Origin of the sequence: Sphingomonas sp. BK580, assembly GCF_014194975.1 — a bacterium.
GTDB lineage: Bacteria > Pseudomonadota > Alphaproteobacteria > Sphingomonadales > Sphingomonadaceae > Sphingomonas.
Window position 1 is genome coordinate 169,657 of record NZ_JACIAY010000002.1, and the last position, 19,714, is coordinate 189,370.

Consider the following 19,714-nt stretch of genomic DNA (forward strand, 5'->3'; position numbering starts at 1 on the left):
GATGGGTATCGCGCAGACGATCAAGGCGTTCACGCTCTACGAGTTCGTGAAGGCGCACGCGCTGACGCTGAAGTACTTCTTCAAGCCGAAGGCGACGATCAACTATCCGTTCGAGAAGAACCCGCTGTCCCCGCGTTTCCGCGGCGAGCACGCACTGCGCCGTTATCCCAACGGCGAGGAGCGCTGCATCGCGTGCAAGCTGTGCGAGGCGGTGTGCCCGGCGCAGGCGATCACGATCGAGGCCGAGCCGCGCGACGACGGCAGCCGCCGCACGACCCGCTACGACATCGACATGACCAAGTGCATCTACTGCGGCCTGTGTCAGGAGGCCTGCCCGGTGGACGCGATCGTCGAGGGGCCGAACCTGGAGTTCGCCACCGAGACGCGCGAGGAGCTGATCTACGATAAGGCGAAGCTGCTCGACAACGGCGACCGGTGGGAGCGCGCGATCGCGGCCAACCTTGCCGCCGACGCGCCGTACCGGTAGGCGCTCGCGTGATTTCAGGGGTCGACATGATTCTGACGGACACCACCGCGGCCACGGCCGCGGTTTTCTCGACCGCGCGCCGCCGCGGTGCCGACGTGGGGGCAGCGTGAGATGATCCAGGCCATCGCCTTCTATCTCTTCGCGCTCGTCGTGCTGGTCTCGGGCGCGATGACGATCTCGTCGCGCAACCCGGTCCACTCGGTGCTGTGGCTGATCCTCGCCTTCTTCAACGCCGCGGGGCTGATGGTGCTGGTCGGCGCCGAGTTCATCGCGATGCTGCTGGTGATCGTCTACGTCGGCGCCGTCGCGGTGCTGTTCCTGTTCGTCGTGATGATGCTCGACATCGACTTCGCCGAACTGCGCGCGGGCTTTGTGCGCTACTTCGGCATCGGCCTGGTGCTGGCAGTAGCGCTGGTGGCGGAGATCCTGATCGGCGTCGGCGCGTGGAGCGCGGGCGGGATCGATCTCGCGCGGCGCGCGGCGCCGACCGTCGCGGCCAAGTCGAACATCGTCCAGATCGGCGAGCTGCTGTACACGCGCTACCTCTTCATCTTCGAGGGGGCAGGGCTGGTGCTGCTGGTGGCGATGATCGGCGCGATCGTGCTGACCCACCGCGAGCGGTCGGGCTCGCGCTACCAGAATATCGCGCGGCAGAACGCGCGGCGGCCGCAGGACGCGACGCGCAACATGCGGCCGGAGATCGGCCAGGGGGTACAGCTGTGAGCGGAGCCATGTCGGGCGGGGTCGGCCTGATCCACTATCTGGTGGTGGCGGCGCTGCTGTTCACCATGGGGGTGCTGGGCATCTTCCTGAACCGCAAGAACATCATCGTCATCCTGATGGCGATCGAGCTGATCCTGCTGGCGGTGAACATCAACCTCGTCGCCTTCTCGGCGGCGCTCAACGACCTGGTCGGCCAGGTGTTCGCGATGTTCGTGCTGACCGTCGCGGCCGGCGAGGCCGCGATCGGGCTCGCCATCCTCGTGATCTTCTTCCGCGGCCGCGGCTCGATCTCGGTCGACGATCCCAGCCGGATGAAGGGGTAATCCGCCCGTGACGTCGATCCACTTCATCGTCTTCGTGCCGCTGGTCGCGGCGATCGTCGCCGGCTTCGCCAACAAGTCGTTCGGCGCGACGCTGCCCAAGGCGATCACCACCGGCGGGCTGTTCCTCGCGAGCGCGCTGTCGTGGCCGATCTTCATCGGCTTCCTCACCGGCGCCAACGCGGCGACGGTGACACCGGTGCTGCACTTCATCCACTCGGGCACGTTCGACGTGTCCTGGGCGCTGCGCGTCGACGCGCTGACCGCGGTGATGCTGGTGGTGATCACCAGCGTCTCGGCGCTCGTCCATCTGTATAGCTGGGGCTATATGGCGGAGGACCCGGACCAGCCGCGCTTCTTCGCCTATCTGTCGCTGTTCACCTTCGCGATGCTGATGCTGGTGACCGCGGACAACCTGATCCAGATGTTCTTCGGCTGGGAGGGCGTGGGCCTCGCGAGCTACCTGCTGATCGGCTTCTGGTTCCGCAAGCCGAGCGCCAATGCCGCGGCGATCAAGGCGTTCGTCGTCAACCGTGTCGGCGACCTCGGCTTCATGCTCGGCATCTTCGGCACGTACCTGGTGTTCAACACCGTCTCGATCCCGGCGATCCTCGCCGCGGCGCCGTCGATGGCGGGTTCGACGATCGGTTTCCTGTGGTTCCGCGCCGACACGATGACGGTGCTGTGCCTGTTGCTGTTCGTCGGCGCGATGGGCAAGTCGGCGCAGCTCGGCCTCCACACCTGGCTGCCCGACGCGATGGAGGGCCCGACCCCGGTGTCGGCGCTGATCCATGCGGCTACGATGGTGACCGCGGGCGTGTTCATGGTGTGCCGCCTGTCGCCGATGTTCCAGACCTCGCCGACCGCGATGGGCTTCGTGACCTTCATCGGCGCCGCGACCTGCCTGTTCGCCGCGACCGTCGGCACGACGCAGACCGACATCAAGCGCGTGATCGCCTATTCGACCTGCTCGCAGCTGGGCTACATGTTCTTCGCGGCGGGCGTCGGCGCCTATGGCGCGGCGATGTTCCACCTGTTCACGCACGCCTTCTTCAAGGCGCTGCTGTTCCTCGGCGCGGGCTCGGTGATCCACGCGATGCACCACGAGCAGGACATGCGCTATTACGGCGGGCTGCGGAAGGCGATCCCGATCACCTTCTGGGGCATGCTGCTGGGCACGCTGGCGATCACCGGCGTCGGCATCTACGGCGTGGGCGGCTTCGCCGGCTATCACTCGAAGGACGCGATCATCGAGGTGGCCTGGGCGGCCGGCTCGCCGGTGGCGTCGATGGTGGGCGTGTTCGCCGCGCTGCTGACGAGCTTCTACTCGTGGCGCCTGATGTTCCTCACCTTCTGGGGGGAGCCGCGCTGGGCCGCGTCGGAGCATATCCAGCACGCGCTGCATGACGCGCACGGCCACGACCACGCGCATGACGCGCACGGGCACGAGGCGCACGCGGCCGAGCACGGCAGCGCGCACGCGCACGGGCACGACGACGCGCACCAGCCCGATCCCGCGGGCGAGAATTCGGGCCACGCGCCGGCAGTGGAGTCGCGCGGGTTCAACGAGATCCCCAAGGGGACCGGCGGCTATCACCCGCACGAGAGCCCGCTGCCGATGCTGATCCCGCTGATCGTGCTGTCGATCGGCGCGGTCGCCGCAGGCTTCGTCTTCCATCACTGGTTCATCGACCCGGAGACGGCGGGCGGCTTCTGGAAGGGCGCGCTCTACTTCAACGAGCATCTCATGCACGAGATGCACCAGGTGCCGCTGCTGGTGCAGCTGGCGGCGACGATCGTGATGCTGACGGGCCTGCTGATCGCGTACCTGACCTACATCCGCTCGCCCGAGGCGCCGGCGAAGTTCGCCGACACCTTCCAGCCGCTCTATCAGTTCCTGCTGCGGAAGTGGTATTTCGACGAGCTGTACCACTTCCTGTTCGTCCGCCCCGCCTTCGCGATCGGTCGCCTGCTGTGGCACCGCGGCGACGAGGGGACGATCGACCGGTTCGGGCCCAACGGCTCGGCCTGGGTGGTGCAGGTCGGCAGCCGCGTCGCCGGCCGCCTGCAGACCGGCTATGTCTATACCTACGCGTTCGTCATGCTGATCGGGCTCACCGCCGCGATCACCTGGGCGATCGCGGGCTGAGGGGCTCCATCACGTGTCGTTCCCGATCCTCTCGCTGATGCTCGCGATCCCGGCCGCCGCGGCGGTCGCGTGCCTCTTCCTCTCACCCTCGACCGCGCGCTGGACCGCGCTGGCGGCGACGCTGGTGAACCTCGCGCTCGGCGTCGTGCTGTGGCTGTCCTATGACGTCGGCGGCGCGCAGTGGCAGTTCGTCGAGTATGCGCCGCTGTTCGGCCGCTTCGGCTGGGCGCTCGGCATCGACGGTTATGCGCTGCTGCTGATCGTGCTGTCGGTGTTCCTGATGCCGATCTGCATCGGCGCGAGCTGGCAGGCGATCGAGAAGCGCGTGCCCGAATATATGAGCGCGTTCCTGTTCACCGAGGTGCTGATGATCGGCACCTTCGCGGCGCAGGACCTGTTCCTCTTCTACATCTTCTTCGAGGCCGGCCTGATCCCGATGTTCCTGATCATCGGCATCTGGGGCGGCGCGAACCGGATCTACGCCTCGTACAAGTTCTTCCTGTACACGCTGCTCGGCTCGCTGCTGATGTTCATCGCGATGCTCTACATGAGCATCACCGCGGCGACGACCAGCATCCCGGCGCTGATGAACTACGACTTCCCGCCGCAGGTGCAGACCTGGCTGTGGCTGGCCTTCTTCGCCTCGTTCGCGGTGAAGATGCCGATGTGGCCGGTGCACACCTGGCTGCCCGACGCGCACGTCCAGGCGCCGACCGCGGGCTCGGTGATCCTGGCGGGCGTGCTGCTCAAGCTCGGCGGCTACGGCTTCCTGCGCTTCAGTCTGCCGATGTTCCCCGAGGCGTCGGCGCAGCTGGTGTGGCTGGTGTTCGGGCTGAGCGCGGTGGCGGTGATCTATACCAGCCTGGTCGCGCTGGTGCAGTCCGACATGAAGAAGCTGATCGCTTATTCCTCGGTCGCGCACATGGCGATCGTGACGATCGGGCTGTTCGCGTTCAACGCGCAGGGGATCGAGGGCGCGATGATGGTGATGCTGGGCCATGGCCTGGTGTCGGGCGCGTTGTTCCTGTGCGTCGGCGTGATCTACGACCGGCTCCACACCCGCGAGATCAGCCGCTACGGCGGTCTGGCGATCAACATGCCCCGCTATGCTTTGCTGTTCCTGCTCTTCACCATGGCCTCGATCGGCCTGCCGGGGACGAGCAACTTCGTCGGCGAGATCCTGAGCCTGATGGGGACCTATCAGGTCTCGACCACGGTGGCGCTGCTGTGCACCACCGGGATCATCCTGGGCGCGGCGTACATGCTGTACCTGTATCGTCGCGTCGTGTTCGGCGAGATCAAGTCGGAGGAGGTCGCGGCCATGTCCGACCTCAGCCCGCGCGAGCTGTGGCTGCTCGCACCGATCGCCGCCGCGGTGCTGTGGATGGGCGTCTATCCGGAGAGCTTCCTCGCGCCGATGCGCAAGGACACGCAGATCCTGCTCGCGCGGATCGATCGCGCGCGGCCGGCGGGTGACTCGCTGCCCACCAAAGGCAGCGGGATCGTGCCCGCCGCCCATGCCGAAACTCACGCGCAGGGGAGCGCGCACTGATGGACTATGCCGCTAATCTTGCGATGACGCTGCCCGAGGTGGTGCTCGGGCTGGGCGCGATCGCGCTGATGCTGGTCGCCGCCTGGGGCGGACCGGCCTCGACCAAGGCGGTGTCCTGGACCGCGGTGGCGGTGCTCGCCGGCGCCTGTGTCGCGCTGATCGGCCCGGCGTCGTCGGGCGGCCAGGCCTTCTACGGCCTCTACCGCGCCGACAGCTTCGCCGCTTTCTCGAAGGTGCTGATCTACGTCGCCGCCGCGGTGGCGATCGTGATGGCGCCCGACTTCTTCCGCCGCACCGCGGGCGACAACCTTCGCCCGGAATATCCGGTGCTGATCCTGCTGTCCGCGGCGGGCATGGGGATGATGGTCTCCGCCGCGGACCTGCTGACGCTGTACGTCGGGCTCGAGCTGCAGAGCCTCGCGGCGTACGTGCTGGCGAGCTTCATGCGGCAGGACCAGCGCTCGGCCGAGGCGGGGCTCAAGTATTTCGTGCTCGGCGCGCTGGCGAGCGGGATCCTGCTGTACGGCATCAGCCTGGTCTACGGCTTCACCGGCTCGACCTTGTTCGACGAGATCGCGGGCGCCTATGCCGCCGCGCCGCTGACCGGCGACGCCAAGTCGACCGGGCTGCTGTTCGGGCTGGTGTTCGTGTTCGCGGGGATCGCCTTCAAGATCTCGGCCGTGCCCTTCCACATGTGGACGCCCGACGTGTACGAGGGCGCGCCGACGCCGGTGACCGCCTTCTTCGCCTCGGCGCCCAAGGTGGCGGCGATCGGGCTTGGCGTGCGTGTCGCGGTCGAGGCGATGGGACCGGCCGAGGGGCAGTGGCGCCAGATCGTGATCTTCGCCGCGCTCGCCTCGATCCTGCTCGGCGCGGTCGCCGCGATCGGCCAGCAGAACATCAAGCGCCTGCTCGCCTACTCGTCGATCAACAATGTCGGGTTCGCGCTGATCGGGCTCGCCGCAGGCACGCCCGAGGGTGTCGCCTCGGTGCTGACCTATATGGCGATCTATATCGCGATGACGCTCGGCAGCTTCCTCGTCGTGCTGCAGATGCGCGACGCCGACGGCCAGCCGATCGAGACGATCGCCAGCCTCGCCGGCCTGTCGCGCACGCGGCCGGGCCTCGCGGCGGCGCTGGCGATCTTCATGTTCTCGCTCGCCGGCATCCCGCCGCTGTTCGGCTTCTACGCCAAGTTCGCGGTGTTCTACGCCGCGGTGCAGGCGGGGCTGTTCCCGCTGGCGGTGGTCGGCGTCGTGTTCAGCGTGATCGGCGCCTATTACTACCTGCGCCTGGTCAAGACGATGTACTTCGACGAGCCGGTCGGCGTGTTCGGTGAGGGGGACCGGCTCGAGGGCGGGCTGATCGCCGCGGCGGCGGTGATCGTCTCGCCGCTCGGCTACCTCGCCATCCCGGCGCTGTCGGCCTGGACGCTGGCGGCGGCCGCGAGCCTGTTCTGACGCGCACGCTCCACGTACCCGAGACCGGCTCGACCAACGCCGACCTGCGGTCCTTCGCGCGCGACGGCTACGGCGAGCACGGCCTCTGGCTCCGCGCCGACCGCCAGACCGCGGGGCGCGGGCGCGAGGGCAGGGCGTGGGACTCGCCGGTCGGCAACCTATACGCCAGCACGCTCGTCCGCCTCGCCGCGGGTGACCCGCCCGCGCCGACGCTCGCGCTGGTCGCCGCGGTGGCGCTGGAGGAGACGGTGCGCGCGGTGCTGGCCGACGCCGGTGCGCTCCGGATCAAATGGCCCAACGACCTGCTGCTGGGCAGGGCGAAGCTCTCGGGGATCCTGCTCGAGCGCGTCGACGAGTGGGTGGTCATCGGCTTCGGCGTCAACGTGACGCATCACCCGGATCTCGCCGATCGCGCCACCACCAGCCTCCACGCCGCGGGCGCGACGATCGACGCCGCGGCGCTCCAGGGCGAGCTCGCCGCGGCGCTGTCGCACTGGCACGCGCGCTGGCGCGAGGAGGGGCTCGCCCCCGTCGCCGAGCGCTGGCGCGAGCGCGCGCACTCGCCCGGCACCGAGCTGCGCGCGCGCCTGCCGGACGGCAGCGAGTGGCACGGGCGCTACGAGACGCTCGAACCGGGGGGGGCGCTCGTCCTGCGCTTGGCGGACGGCAGCGCGCGTGTCATGCACGCGGGCGATATATTCCTGCTGTGAGAGAGGGTGCGATGCTGCTCGCGGTCGACGCCGGCAACACCAACGTGGTCTTTGCGCTGGTCGAGACCGCCACCCGCGCGATCCGCGCGCGCTGGCGCATCGCCACCGACCCGCGCCGCACCGCCGACGAATATGCGGTGTGGCTCAGCCAGCTGCTCGCGCTCGAGGGCTATAGCCGCGACGATGTCGCCGCGGTGATCGTCTCCACCGTGGTGCCGCGCGCGCTCCACAATCTCGAGGTGCTCGCCGCCAAGTATTTCCGCACCGACGCGCTGATCGCGGGCCGTGCACCGCTCGACTGGGGCATCGCGATCGACGTCGACGAGCCCAGGAGCCTCGGCGCCGACCGGGCGGTCAACACGATCGCGGCGCACGCGCTCCACGCCGGCGACCTGATCGTGATCGACTTCGGCACCGCCACGACGTTCGACCATTCGGACTACACCGGTGCCTACAAGGGCGGGATCATCGCACCGGGCATCAATCTCTCGCTCGACGCGCTGGTGATGGCAGCGGCCAAGCTGCCGCGCGTCGCGATCGAGGCGCCCGCGACCGACAGCGTGATCGGGCGCAACACCGTCGATCAGATGAACATCGGCATCTACTGGGGCTATATCGCGATGATCGAGGGGCTGGTCGCCCGGATGCGCCGCGAGATCGCGCGTCCGGTCAAGGTGATCGCTACCGGCGGACTCGCCACGTTGTTCGAGCGCCACACCGACGCGTTCGACGCGATCGAGCCCGATCTCACCATCCAAGGGCTGGCGATCATGTACGAACGCGCCCATATATCCAAGTGAACGCCCGGCCGGCGCGCAGTCCGGCCCTTCTCACTCCCTCTCGCTTCATCGGCGCATCCGGCGCCCCGCGCGAGACGACAAAGGACTTCAATGACTCCCAACAACAAGGAACTGCTCTTCTGCGCGCTCGGCGGCTCGGGCGAGATCGGGATGAACGTCACGCTCTACGGCCATGCCGGCAAATGGCTGATGGTCGACTGTGGCGTCACCTTCGCTGACTCGCACTATCCCGGGATCGACGTGATCCTGCCCGACCTGCGCTTCATCGAGGAGCGGCTCGACTCGCTCGTCGGCATCGTGCTGACGCACGGGCACGAGGACCATATCGGCTCGCTGCCCTATCTCGCCGAGGATCTCGGCGTGCCGATCTACGCGACGCCGTTCACTGCCGGGCTGGTGCGCGGCAAGCTGGAGGAGGAGCGGATCGAGGACCGCGTCAAGATTCGCCTGGTCCACGCGCGCAAGCCCTTCAAGGTCGGCCCCTTCTCGGTCGAGGTCGTGCCGCTGTCGCACTCCATCCCCGAGGCGAACGCGCTGCTGATCGACACGCCCGCCGGGCGCGTCTTCCACACCGGTGACTGGAAGCTCGATCCCACGCCGGTGATCGGCAAGCCCTCCACCCCCGACGAGCTCGCCGCGATCGGCCAGCGGGGCGTCGACGTGCTGGTGTGTGACTCGACCAACGTCTTCAACAATGAGGCCTCGGGTAGCGAGGCGAGCGTGCGGCAGGGGCTGAGCGAGAGCGTCGCGCGCGCGCGCGGCCGCGTCGTGGTCACCACCTTCGCCTCCAACGCGGCGCGGCTCCACACGCTGGCCGAAGTCGCCAAAGAGAGCGGACGGCGCCTGTGCGTCACCGGACGCTCGCTCGACCGGATCATCCGCGTCGCCAAGGCGACCGGCTATCTCAAGGACTTCCCGGACACGATCGACGTCGACGCGGCGATGCGGATGCCGCGCAACAAGGTGCTGATCATCGCCACCGGCGGCCAGGGCGAGCCGCGCGCCGCGCTGGCGCGCATCGCCGACGGCTCGCACCCGGTGCGGCTCGACATGGGCGACATGGTGATCTTCTCCGCCAAGCAGATCCCCGGCAACGAGGTGGCGGTGGGGCGCATCCAGAACCAGCTCGCCGCCAAGGGCGTCGAGATGGTCACCGAGAAGCAGGCGCACGTCCACGTCTCGGGCCACCCGGGTCGGCCCGAGCTCGCCCAGATGTACGGCTGGATCCGTCCCGGCGCGCTGCTGCCCGTGCACGGCGAGATGCGCCATCTGATGGAGCATGCGCGCTACGGCCAGACGCAGGGGATCCGCGACGTGCTGGTGCAGACCAACGGCGATCTCGTCCGGCTCGCGCCCGGTGCGCCCAGGAAGATCGGCGACGTGCCGGTCGGGCGGCTGGTGCTCGACGGCGACGTGATCCTGCCGTCCGACGGCGGCACGATCAACGATCGGCGGCGCATCGCGGTCAACGGCCAGGTCTCGGTCGGCATCGCGGTGGACCGCAACGGCCGCGCCGGCGGCACGCCCGAGGTCCGCATCCAGGGCGTGCCGGTGGAGGAGGAGCGCGAGCCCTTCCTCGCCGAGGCGGCCGAGGCGGCGGCGGAGGCGATGAAGGGCCGCGTGCGCGACCGCGAGCGGCTGCGCGAGGACGTGCGGCTCGCGGTGCGCAAGGTCGCCACGCGCTGGACCGGCAAGAAGCCGGTGATCGACGTGGTGATCGTCCAGGTCTGAGGAGGGGCGGATGCGCTGGACGTCGCTGCTGGCGATCTACATCCTGTTCTGGGCCTTCTCGGTGTTCCTGGTGCTGCCCTGGGGCGTGCGCACCTCGGCCGAGATGGGCGCCGAGCACGTCCCCGGCACCGCCGAGAGCTCGCCGCACAGCTTCTCGCTCAAGCGCGTGCTCGTGCGCACGACGATCGTCGCGACCCTGCTGTTCGGGCTGTTCGTGGCCAATTACGAGTTCGGCTGGGTGACGGCGGGCATGCTCGACTTCGCCGACCCGGCCAACGCGGTGTAGAAGACGGCGCCGGAGGCACGGAGGCTCGCGCCTCCCGTTCGCGCCTCCGCCATCCTGCGACGCGTCAGGCCGGACCCGGGCCGGGGTCCACTGTTCCGCGTGGCTGGCGCTTGTCGCTCCAGCGGCGCGGTGGGGCTCGGAGCTGGCCCGGGATGACGGGAGAGCGAGGTGTCAGGCCACCGCGATCAGCGCAGCCGCTCGATCGCCTGCGCCAGCGCGACGTACAGCTTGCCCATGTCCGATGAGAGCAACGTCACGCCCAGCGGGGAGCCGTCGCGCTGCGCCAGGATCGTGCGCAGCATCGCCTCGAAGTCGTGGATGTAGCGGTTGACCTGCTCGCGGAAGGCACCGTCCTCATCGTACAGCCGCGCCACGTCGCGCTGCTCGCCGCCGTCGAGCAGCCGCACCGCGCGCCGCGTGAACACGCCGCGATCGCCCTTGAGATAGGCCGCCCAGGCGCTGTCCGAGATCTCGGGCGCGAAGGTGCGGGTGAGGTCGATCGAGGCGGAGTTGAGCGACTCGATCAGCAGTGAGGCACGCCGCGCGAAACTGTCGCGCTCGTTCTCCTCGCCGGCCGCGCGTGCTTCCTCGAGCCGCTGGTCGATCAGCGCGATCGTCGCCTCGATCGCGTCGAGCTGCTGCTGGAGCCGCTCGCCCGCGCGATTGGTGGCCGCGACCGCCGCCTCGGCGACCTGCGCGACCTGGCGGACCTGTCCCTGGACGCCGCTCTCCACCGCGCGGCTGAGCGCGGCGGCGCCCGCGCTCTCCAGCGCGTCGGCGGCCTCGGGGATGACTCGCGCGATCGCCTCGCGCGCGTGGTCGGCGGCGGCGGAGGCGGTCTCGCGCACGCGCAGCAGCGCCTCGACCAGCCGCGGTGCGGCCTGCTCGGTCAGGTCGTCGATCTGGCGCGAGGCGTCGCCCATCGCCTCGCCGATCTCGTCGGCCTGGCTGCGCCCGCGCGCCAGCCCGTCGTGGAGTCGGCTGGTGAGCGACTCGACCGTCTGGCGCTGCTCCGCGACGACCTGCGCCACCGCCTCGATCGCGTCGTGCGTGCTCTCCGCCGCGGTGACCAGCGCGAGCAGCTCGGGCTTGGCCGCGGTGATCACCTGCTTGGTCGAGGCGACGCGGCTCTCCAGCCGCGAGATCGCCTCGGGCATGGTCTCGTCCATCTCGCGCGCGGCGGCGTCGAGCGCGACGAGCAGGTGCTCGGTGGTCGAGATCGTGTGCTGCGCCGAGGCGTGGCCCGCGTCCATCGCGCGCGCCAGCGCCTCGGCCGAGGCGTGGAGCGCGCTCACCGACGCGGCGAGCTGCTGCGTGCGCTCGCCGCCGTCGCGGTGGAGCGCGACGAAACGCTGGTCGACGCGCAGGATCGCGTCGTCGAGCGAGTCGAACAACTCGCGCCCCGCGCCCTGCTGCGCGTCGAGCCGCGCCGCGATCCGCTCGATCACCACCTCGATCAGCCCGATCCGCTCGGCCAGGGCCTCGGCGCTCTCGCGCGCGGCATGGTCGAGCGCGGTCTGGTTGGTGCTGACCATCGCCAGCATCGCGTCGCCCTGCGCCGCGATCGCCTTGCGCGACTCGTCGATCGCGCGCGCGGTGCGATCGAGCAGCGCGTCGACCGCCCCCGCCGCGGCGGAGGTGACCGCCTCGAGCCGCGCGCCGGCGGTGTGGCTGGTCGACTCCATCCGCTGCATGTACGCGGCGAGCTTCTCCGCCGCGCCGCCGGCGATCGCCTCGGCGTCGCGTCCGCGCGCCACCAGGGCCGCCACCTGCGCGTCGAGCCCGGCGCTATGCTCATAGGCGACCAGACCGGCCTGGTCGATCGTCTCGGTCAGCGCGCGGGTCTCGTCCGCGGCGCGGGGCAGCGCCGCGAGCAGGGCGTCGAGCCGCTCGTGCGCCGCGCCGGCGGTCGCGGCGAGCGCGCCGGTCTGCGCGTCGACGCGCTGGACCTCGGCGGAGAGCGTGCCGGCGATGTCGGCGAGCCGCGACGTCGCGGCGTCGCCCAGGGCGGTGAGCAGGCGCACCTGCTCGGCCATCTGGGTGCGCTGCTCCTCGATCGTGGTGCCGAGCACCGCTACCGTGTTCTCCAGCGCCACGGCTTCGCCGCGCATCGCGCGCGCGGTGGCGCCGAACCGCTGCGCCTCGGCCGTGCTGCTGCGCAGCGCGGCGAGCCAGATCACTCCCGCGAGCGCGGGCACGGTCGCCAGCGCGGCGCTGAACTGTGCGAGCGCCAGCGGCGTCATCGTCCCGAACGAGCCGCGCGCGAGCCACAGCAGCGCCGCGACCCATAGCGCCGCGAGCGCGATCGCGATCCAGCCGAGCACCGGCCGCGGCCCGCCCGGCGCCGGGCGGTCGGTAGCGTCGTCGGAGAAGAACGGGTCGGTCACGTGCGGCGCTGGCTCCGAAGACGGCGTGGTGGCGGGATCGGGCCAGCTCTCCGGCCAATGCTCTGGCCAGCGTGCGCCTGGCTCGGCCGCACGCGCGTCGGATAGTGAAGTCGGCCCCCCGTTCATCCGCTCCATCTAACACGTTTGCCCGCATCGGGAAGCCGTCTCGAAGGGGCACAGCCGTTCGGCCCGGCGCGTCGCTGCGCCGCGTCACGGATGTTGCCGCAGCACACGCCACCCCGTAACAGCCATGCCATGCTGGCCGGGCTCCTGTTCGCGATCCATGAGGCAGAGGACCGACCGGGGACGCTCGCGGCCACGCTGCCCTTCGCCGCGGCGTCGCTGATCGAGTATCAGGCGCGGCTGCTGGTGGCGTGTGACGCCGCGCAGATCGTCGTCGTGGTCGCACGTCAGACCCCCGAACTGGTCGGCGCGCTCGCGCGCATCGGGCGCCGCGGTGTCGCCGTCGACGTCGTGCACACCGCGGCCGAGGCGCTGGCCCGGCTGCATCCGCTCGCGCGCGTGGTGATGATGGCCGACGGGCTGGTCACCACCGAGGGGGTCGTCCACGCGCTGGCGGGCGAGGGCGGCGACGCGCTGCTGGTCGTCCCGGGCGCGCAGGCCTCGCCGCTGTTCGAGCGCGTCGGTGGCGGATCGGCCTGGGCCGGCGTGGCGCGGCTCGACGCGCGCCGCATCGCCGAGGCGGCGCGGCTGCCCGACGATTATGACCTGCAGTCGACGCTGCTGCGCGCCGCCGATCAGGCGGGGGCACGGCATATCTCCCTGCGGATCGATGACATGGAGCTGGGCCACGGCATCGAGCGCCGCGCCAGCGCGCTGGAGGAGCGCGGCCGGGCGGTGCTGTCGGCCTCGATGGCGGTGCGGCCGAGCTGGTTCGAGCGGCTGGTGTTGCGCCCGCTGGCACGCGCGGTGATCCCGGTGATCGCGCGCCGCGCGATCGGCACCGGCACGTGCACCGCGGCGGCGGGAGCGGCGGGCTTGGTCGGCTGCGCCGCGATCGCGCTCGGCGCGCCTGGCCCCGGCATGGTGGTGGCGCTCGCCGCGGTGCTGCTCGCGGAGATCGCCGGCGCGCTGGCGCTGTTCCGCGACGAGCCCGCGCTGCTGCGCGCCAGCCGCGCGCTGATCATGGCGGTCCCCGCTGTCGCGGCGCTGCTGCTCGCGCATGTCGTCGACCGCGAGGCGGCGACCGCGAGCGCGCGTCTGCTCGCGCTCGGCGCGCTGGTCGCGGCGGGGGTGGGCGAGCGTGCCGCCGGCGCCGCGCCCCGGCGCGCCTGGTGGGGCACCGCGCCGGGGTATCTCGCGCTCCTGTCGCTGGCGACGCTGCTCGGCTGGCCGACCCTCGGGCTCGGCCTTGTCGCCGCTTACGCCGCGCTGACGCTGGTGGCCGCGGTCGAGTGGCTGCGGCGAGTGACTTAGAGCGTGGTTAAGGATCGTTCGCTAAGGGGTGGGGAGATGCCCGTCCAACCCTCTCAGGCGATCGATTCGGACCTGGCCGCACGAGTCGCGGCACAGGCGGCGTCGGCCGACGGTCGCGCGGGCGCGCGCCTGGGGGCGGCGATCGCGGACGTGTTCGCCGCCGAGCGCGATCGCCTCGACGAGCGCAGCCGGGTCGCGATCAACCGGCTCGCCGAGACGACCGTCGCCGCGATCGAGCGCGATATCGCGGCGCATGCCGCCCGGCTGCTGGAGGCGCGCGGCCTGCCCGACGCCGCCGCGCTGCTCGCCGGCAATCGCGCGATGACGCTGCCGCGGCTGGTCGAATCGGGGTTGATCCGCGACCCCGAGGTGATGGGCGAGCTGATCGCCCAGGCGCGGATCGATCTGATCGACGAGGCGCTGGCGGCGCAACGCGCGCCCGGCAGCAGCGCCGCGCTGCTCGCCGGCCTCGCGGAGAGCGCCGACGGCGTGGTGCGTGCTCGCACCGTGACCTACCTGGTGGCGGACAGCCGGCGGCGCCTGGCGCACGCCGACCGTCGCGCCGAACTGCCCGCCGCACTGCACGAGCGGCTCGCCTGGTGGGTGGCGGCGGCGCTGCGCGAGCGGCTCGGTCACGGCGTGCCGCCCGAGGTGGACCGCGCGCTGTCCGAGGCGAGCCAGCGCAGCATCGCCGCGCATGACGACGCCGAGCGCGTGGAGGCCGCCGCGACGCAGCTCGCCGGCGCGCTCGACCCGGCCGCCAGCGCGCTGCCGCAGCTGATGATCGGATCGCTCGGTGAGTCTCGTACCACCTTGTTCGTCGCGCTGCTCGCCCATGCGCTCGGGATCGAGCCCGCCGAGGCGCGCGGCCTGGCGCTCGACGGGGAGAGCGACCGGCTGTGGCTGGCGCTGCGCGCGCTCGGGATCGAGCGCCATGTGATCGCGCAGATCGGCTTCGTGCTGTGCGAGGCCGATCCCCAGCGTGACGTCGAGACGCTGCCCGAGGCACTGGATCGGGTCGTCGCGCTCACGCCCGATACCGCGGCGCGCGCGGTGGCGCCGCTGCGGCTGCACCGCGACTTCCGCGCCGCGGTGCGCGCGCTCGCCCGCAGCCCGCGCGCGTGACCATGCCGGCGACGCTGCACGCGGCGGTGGACCGCCACGACCGGCTTGCCCAGGCCGACGACGCCTTCGCCGCGCTCAACGCCCGTGCCGGCGGGCGCCCCGGCGCACTCGTCGCGATCCCGCAGGTGGCGGTGCTGGTACGGCTGGCACGGCGCCTGCACATCCTGGTGGCGCGCGCGGTGACGATCGCCGACGGCGAGCGAGACCTTGACTGCTGGGTCAAGGCGCTGCCGGATGAGAACGGGGTGGCGCTGACCATCTCGCTGCTGCGCGAGCGCGCCGCCGGCCATGCTCGCGCCGGCGCCGCGACGCTCGGCGAGGTGACCGCGCCCGAGGACGCCGACTGGATCTGGGAGGTCGACTCGGAACTGCGCGTGACGCGGCTGTCGCTCGGCGCCGCGGCGCGGAGCGGGCTCGATCCCGCCGCCGCGCTCGGCCGTCCGCTCAGCCGACTGTTCGTGCTCGAACCCGATCGCGACGGCACGATGCCGCTGCTCGACGCGCTGACCGAGCGGCGCGACTTCGCTGACCAGCCCGCGCGCCTGCACGGCGGCGGCAAGCGCGTGACGCTCGCGGGGCATGTCCGGCTCGACGGCGGGGGCGGCTTCGGCGGCTTCGTCGGCGGCGCTTATGCCACGGCGAGCGAGCCGGCGTCGCCGCAGTTGCGTCCCTTCGATCACCGGCTCGACTCGCTGCTGCGCGGCGCGCTGGCGCGCATCATCGCCAATGCCGATGGCATCAGCGCCGCCGGCGACGGCCCGCTCGACCGCCACTACGTCGATTATGCCGCCGATATCGCCGGCGCCGGTCGCCACCTGCTCGGCCTGATCGACGATCTGGTCGACCTGGAGGCGATCGAGCGCGCCGATTTCACCACCGAGCGCGCGCCGGTCGATCTCGCCGACGTCGCGCGCCGCGCCGCCGCGCTGCTCTCGGCGCGCGCCGTCGAGGCGGGCGTGACGATCGACCGATCCGGCTGCGAGCGGGCGCTGCTCGCGGTCGGCGAGTTCCGCCGGATGCTGCAGGTGGCCGTGAACCTGATCGCCAACGCGGTCCGCTACGCGCCGCGCGACAGCGCGGTCGTGCTGGCGCTGCGACGCGAGGGGGCGCGCGCGCTGCTCACCGTCGCCGACGCCGGCCAGGGCATCGCGGCGGCCGACCAGGCGCGGATCTTCGGCAAGTTCGAGCGGGTCGATCCCGGCGAGCCCGGCGGCAGCGGACTCGGCCTCTATATCGCGCGTCGGCTCGCGGGGGCGATGGGCGGCACGCTCACGGTCGACAGCGCGCCGGGAGAAGGCGCGCGCTTCACGCTGGCGCTGCCTGCCGGCTGAGCCGCGCTCAGCGCTGGCGTGGGTCGAGCGCGGGGACTTGCCGCGCCGCGCCGGCGGGCTCGATCCCGGGCCGCGCGCCGGTGGGCAGGCGCTCCTCGCCGCGGATCGCGCGTCCGGCGCGCTGGATCGCTGCGGTGAGCCGCGGGTAGATGCCGCAACGACAGATATTGGTGATCGCCGCCGCGATCGCGTCGTCGGACGGCATCGGGTCGCGCCGCAGCAGAACCGCCGCGGCCATGACGATGCCCGGCATGCAGAAGCCGCACTGCGACACATTCTCGGCCAGTAGCGCGAGCTGGACCGGGTGCGTGCGATCGCGCGACAGGCCCTCGATCGTGGTGACGAACGTCCCCTCCGCCGCGGCGAGCGTGAGCTGACAGGAGCGCACCGCGCGGCCGTCGACGTCCACCGTGCAGGCACCGCAGCTCCCGGTGCCGCAGCCATATTTGGCGCCGGTCAGGTTGGACGCGTCGCGCAATGCCCAGAGCAGCGGCGTCTCGGGGGAAAGGCGATACTCGACCGCCTCGTTGTTGACCGTCAGCCGAGTCATCCGCGCTCGCGGTACGCGTCGCGGATATGCTGCATCCAGCCGGCGCTGGGCTGAACGCTGGTGTGGCGCGCGCGCGGGCGGCGCGCCTCTGCGATATCGACCTGAGTCTCGAAATGCAGACCCGCCAGCGTCGCCTTGGCCCACATCACGCGGGCAGCGAGCTGCTCGAGTGTCCCCATCGTCACGCGCACCTCGTCCCCCTGCGTCAGCGCCGCGCTGTTGTCGACGCACGCGCCGGTCATCGAGAGGTTGCGGACGCGGCACTCGACGGCCTGGGTGCCAGTATCGACCAAGGCGTAGAGGATCACGCTGCTGCGCGGTTCGCGGGGAGGAGTCGACATGCGGGCAGCTCTAGATCCAGTTCCCTAACGAGCGCTATCCGTTTTCTCCCGACGCGGCGACGAAGCAGAGGCTGTCTCAGGATCGGGCATAAAGTATGTAAAGTAGCGTTGTATCAGTTGCTCCCCCGACGAATACTGCCATAAGCACGCGATGGCAGGTCCCATCGTGCAACGCGACCCAAACGGGGAGTCGCTCAACCTGACGGCCTGCGACCGCGAGCCGATCCATGTTCCAGGCGCGGTGCAGCCCCACGGGCTGTTGCTCGTCGCCGACGCTCTCTCGCTCGAGGTGGTCGCGGGCGCCGGTGCGCTCGAGGCGCTGTTCGGTGACGACTGGCTCGGCGCGCGACTCGACGCGCTGCTCGCACAGGATGTCAACGCGCTGGCCGAGGCAGTTCCGATCGGTCCCGGCGGGACGATCCTGGCGGCACCGGTGCACGGGCACGACGTCGCGTTGCACCGCACCGGCCAGTGGCTGCTCGCCGAGCTGGAGCCGATGGGGGAAGGCGGCGGCAGCGTCGCGGAGACGCTCGGCTGGCTCGACGCGATGGCGGCGGGCTTCGAGCGCACCACGACCTTCGTCGCGCTGTGCGAGCGCGCCGCGGTGGCCTTCCGCGCGCTCACCGGCTTCGACCGGGTGATGATCTACCGCTTCCTCGACGATGAGGCGGGCTGCGTCGTCGCCGAGGACCGGGCACCGCGGCTGGGGACCTTCCTCCACCACCACTTCCCGGCAAGCGACATCCCGCGCCAGGCGCGTGCGCTCTACGTGCGCAACCGCACCCGCGTGATCCCGGACGTGGATTATATCCCCGCACCGCTGCGCCCCGCCGGCTTCGAGCTGACCGACCTCAGCGACGTCGCGGTTCGCAGCGTGTCACCGGTCCACGTCGAATATCTCCGCAACATGGGTGTGTCCGCCTCCGCGTCGATCTCGATCGTCAAGGACGGGCTGCTCTGGGGACTGGTGGCCTGTCACCATGAGACACCGCGGCTGCTGCCGCGCGCCGTCCGCGCCGCGGCGGCCGCTCTCGCGGGCGGCCTGGCACGCCAACTCCGGGCCAAGGAAGAGGCCGAGGCCTATCGCGAGCGGCTCGCGCTGCGCGGCGAGGAGGACTCGCTGCGCGCCTTGCTGCTCACCAGCGACTCGCCGCTCGACGTGGTGCAGGCGCGCGCCGAGGACGTCCGCCAGGCGTTCGGCGCCGACGGGCTCGCGCTGGTCCGTGACGGCCGCGCGACGACGGTCGGGATCGTCCCTGATGCGGCCGCGCTGGTGGCGCTGGCGCGCTGGCTCGGCACGCGCGACGACGCCGCGCCGCTCGCCACCCGCGAGCTCGGCAAGGACTGGGCCGAGGCCGAGCGGGCCGCGCCGATCGCGGGCGTGCTCGGCTTCGCGCTCGGCGAGGGGGACGCCTTGCTGTGGCTGCGCGCCGAGAAGATCGAGGAGATCGAGTGGGCCGGCAACCCGCACAAGGCGGTACCGCACGACCCACAGGCGACGCTGCGCCCGCGCGCCTCGTTCGAATCGTGGCGCGAGCAGGTGCGCGGGCGCGCGCGGCGCTGGACGCTCGAGCAGGTCGACGGCGCGGCCCGGCTGCGCCGCCTGCTGGGCGAGGCGCGCGCCGCGGCCGAGCTGCGCCGGCTCAACCGCGAGCTGGAGCGCACCGGCGCGGAGAAGGACTCGCTGCTCGCGCAGAAGGACCTGCTGATGCGCGAGGTCGACCACCGCGTGCAGAACAGCCTGCAGCTGGTCTCGTCCTTCCTCGCCATCCAGGCGCGCGACGCCGGCGCGGGCGCCGTGGCCGACCAGCTGCTCGAGGCACGCTCGCGGCTCTCCGCCGTGGCGCTGGTGCACCGGCGCCTCTACCGCGACGATCAGATCGAGGTGATCGACCTCAGCCGCTACATCGGCGAGCTGATGCAGGACCTGCGCTCCTCGCTTGGCGAGGAATGGGGACGGCATCTCACACTCGACCTCGCGCCGGTGCTGATCCCGACCGACCGCGCCGTCAGCGTCGGGCTGATCGCCGCCGAGCTCGTGATCAACGCGACCAAATACGCCTACCCGGCGCAGAACGGCGGCGCCATCGACGTGGTGCTGGAGCAGCACGGCCATCTGCTGCGGCTGATCGTGGCGGATCGCGGCGTCGGCAAGGCCGCGGGCGGCGACGGCGGCTTCGGCAGCCGGATGATGACCGCGGTGGTGCAGCGCATCGGCGGCACGGTCGAGTTCCAGGCCAATGATCCTGGCACGCGCGCGCTGCTCACCGCGCCGATCGAGGGCGACTGACGGTAGCCGCGGTGCGGCGTCGAGGGCGGGACGGC

General features: G+C 71.3%; 17 protein-coding genes. 14 read left to right on the top strand and 3 right to left on the bottom strand.

Annotation, left to right across the window (positions count from 1 at the left end; genetic code table 11):
• The first annotated feature begins 1 nt into the window (after nt 1).
• The 10 genes from nuoI to FHY05_RS04075 all read left to right on the top strand — a co-directional run bounded on the left by nuoI (nt 2) and on the right by FHY05_RS04075 (nt 10,218).
• Entirely contained in the window at nt 2–487 is a 486-nt protein-coding gene (gene nuoI / locus FHY05_RS04030; RefSeq protein ID WP_183943127.1) for an NADH-quinone oxidoreductase subunit NuoI, read from the top strand.
• 111 nt (nt 488–598) lie between these two features.
• Nucleotides 599–1,210, top strand: coding sequence for an NADH-quinone oxidoreductase subunit J (locus FHY05_RS04035; RefSeq protein WP_183931501.1), 612 nt, complete (start codon nt 599–601; stop codon nt 1,208–1,210).
• Between the two features lie 8 nt (nt 1,211–1,218).
• Nucleotides 1,219–1,533, top strand: a complete 315-nt coding sequence (nuoK, locus tag FHY05_RS04040) for an NADH-quinone oxidoreductase subunit NuoK (RefSeq protein ID WP_132910444.1) — start codon at nt 1,219–1,221, stop codon at nt 1,531–1,533.
• 7 nt (nt 1,534–1,540) lie between these two features.
• Nucleotides 1,541–3,679 carry an NADH-quinone oxidoreductase subunit L gene (gene nuoL / locus FHY05_RS04045; protein ID WP_183943128.1) on the top strand — a complete coding sequence of 713 codons (2,139 nt, stop codon included), beginning with the start codon at nt 1,541–1,543 and terminating at the stop codon, nt 3,677–3,679.
• 13 nt (nt 3,680–3,692) lie between these two features.
• Nucleotides 3,693–5,231: an NADH-quinone oxidoreductase subunit M gene (locus FHY05_RS04050; RefSeq protein WP_311732366.1), complete on the top strand. Its 1,539-nt coding sequence runs from the start codon at nt 3,693–3,695 to the stop codon at nt 5,229–5,231.
• Nucleotides 5,231–6,691 (top strand): NADH-quinone oxidoreductase subunit NuoN, encoded by a 1,461-nt coding sequence (nuoN, locus tag FHY05_RS04055; protein WP_183943129.1) that lies wholly within the window; start codon nt 5,231–5,233, stop codon nt 6,689–6,691. Before FHY05_RS04050 ends, nuoN begins: the two co-directional genes overlap by 1 nt.
• A complete protein-coding gene (locus tag FHY05_RS04060; RefSeq protein WP_183943533.1) occupies nt 6,688–7,401 on the top strand; it encodes a biotin--[acetyl-CoA-carboxylase] ligase in 714 nt (237 codons plus the stop codon). Before nuoN ends, FHY05_RS04060 begins: the two co-directional genes overlap by 4 nt.
• 11 nt (nt 7,402–7,412) lie before the next feature.
• The gene (locus FHY05_RS04065; protein WP_183943534.1) at nt 7,413–8,201 is read left to right on the top strand and encodes a type III pantothenate kinase; all 789 of its coding nucleotides are present in this window, start codon (nt 7,413–7,415) and stop codon (nt 8,199–8,201) included.
• Between the two features lie 90 nt (nt 8,202–8,291).
• A complete protein-coding gene (locus FHY05_RS04070) occupies nt 8,292–9,932 on the top strand; it encodes a ribonuclease J (RefSeq protein WP_183943130.1) in 1,641 nt (546 codons plus the stop codon).
• 10 nt (nt 9,933–9,942) lie between these two features.
• On the top strand, nt 9,943–10,218 hold the full coding sequence (locus FHY05_RS04075) for a DUF1467 family protein (RefSeq protein WP_183919574.1): 276 nt from the start codon (nt 9,943–9,945) through the stop codon (nt 10,216–10,218).
• A gap of 185 nt (nt 10,219–10,403) precedes the next feature.
• On the opposite strand, the gene FHY05_RS04080 is transcribed toward FHY05_RS04075, so the two are convergent.
• Nucleotides 10,404–12,605 carry a hypothetical protein gene (locus tag FHY05_RS04080; protein ID WP_311732367.1) on the bottom strand — a complete coding sequence of 734 codons (2,202 nt, stop codon included), beginning with the start codon at nt 12,603–12,605 and terminating at the stop codon, nt 10,404–10,406.
• Nucleotides 12,606–12,860: 255 nt separating this feature from the next.
• Here FHY05_RS04080 and FHY05_RS04085 point away from each other — a divergent pair, with 255 nt between their 5' ends.
• From FHY05_RS04085 to FHY05_RS04095, 3 genes are read left to right on the top strand one after another with little or no spacing between them, the layout of a single operon-like run.
• A complete protein-coding gene (locus tag FHY05_RS04085; RefSeq protein WP_183943132.1) occupies nt 12,861–14,042 on the top strand; it encodes a hypothetical protein in 1,182 nt (393 codons plus the stop codon).
• A gap of 36 nt (nt 14,043–14,078) precedes the next feature.
• A complete protein-coding gene (locus FHY05_RS04090) occupies nt 14,079–15,167 on the top strand; it encodes a DUF2336 domain-containing protein (protein WP_183943133.1) in 1,089 nt (362 codons plus the stop codon).
• A gap of 2 nt (nt 15,168–15,169) precedes the next feature.
• The gene (locus FHY05_RS04095; protein WP_183943535.1) at nt 15,170–16,498 is read left to right on the top strand and encodes a sensor histidine kinase KdpD; all 1,329 of its coding nucleotides are present in this window, start codon (nt 15,170–15,172) and stop codon (nt 16,496–16,498) included.
• A gap of 7 nt (nt 16,499–16,505) precedes the next feature.
• On the opposite strand, the gene FHY05_RS04100 is transcribed toward FHY05_RS04095, so the two are convergent.
• Together FHY05_RS04100 and FHY05_RS04105 are read right to left on the bottom strand one after the other, a co-directional pair.
• The gene (locus tag FHY05_RS04100) at nt 16,506–17,048 is read right to left on the bottom strand and encodes a (2Fe-2S)-binding protein (RefSeq protein ID WP_183943134.1); all 543 of its coding nucleotides are present in this window, start codon (nt 17,046–17,048) and stop codon (nt 16,506–16,508) included.
• Entirely contained in the window at nt 17,045–17,389 is a 345-nt protein-coding gene (locus tag FHY05_RS04105) for a PilZ domain-containing protein (RefSeq protein WP_183943135.1), read from the bottom strand. The genes FHY05_RS04100 and FHY05_RS04105 overlap by 4 nt, the downstream gene beginning before the upstream one ends.
• A gap of 151 nt (nt 17,390–17,540) precedes the next feature.
• Here FHY05_RS04105 and FHY05_RS04110 point away from each other — a divergent pair, with 151 nt between their 5' ends.
• On the top strand, nt 17,541–19,679 hold the full coding sequence (locus FHY05_RS04110; RefSeq protein ID WP_183943136.1) for a histidine kinase dimerization/phosphoacceptor domain -containing protein: 2,139 nt from the start codon (nt 17,541–17,543) through the stop codon (nt 19,677–19,679).
• The last annotated feature ends 35 nt before the right edge of the window (nt 19,680–19,714 follow it).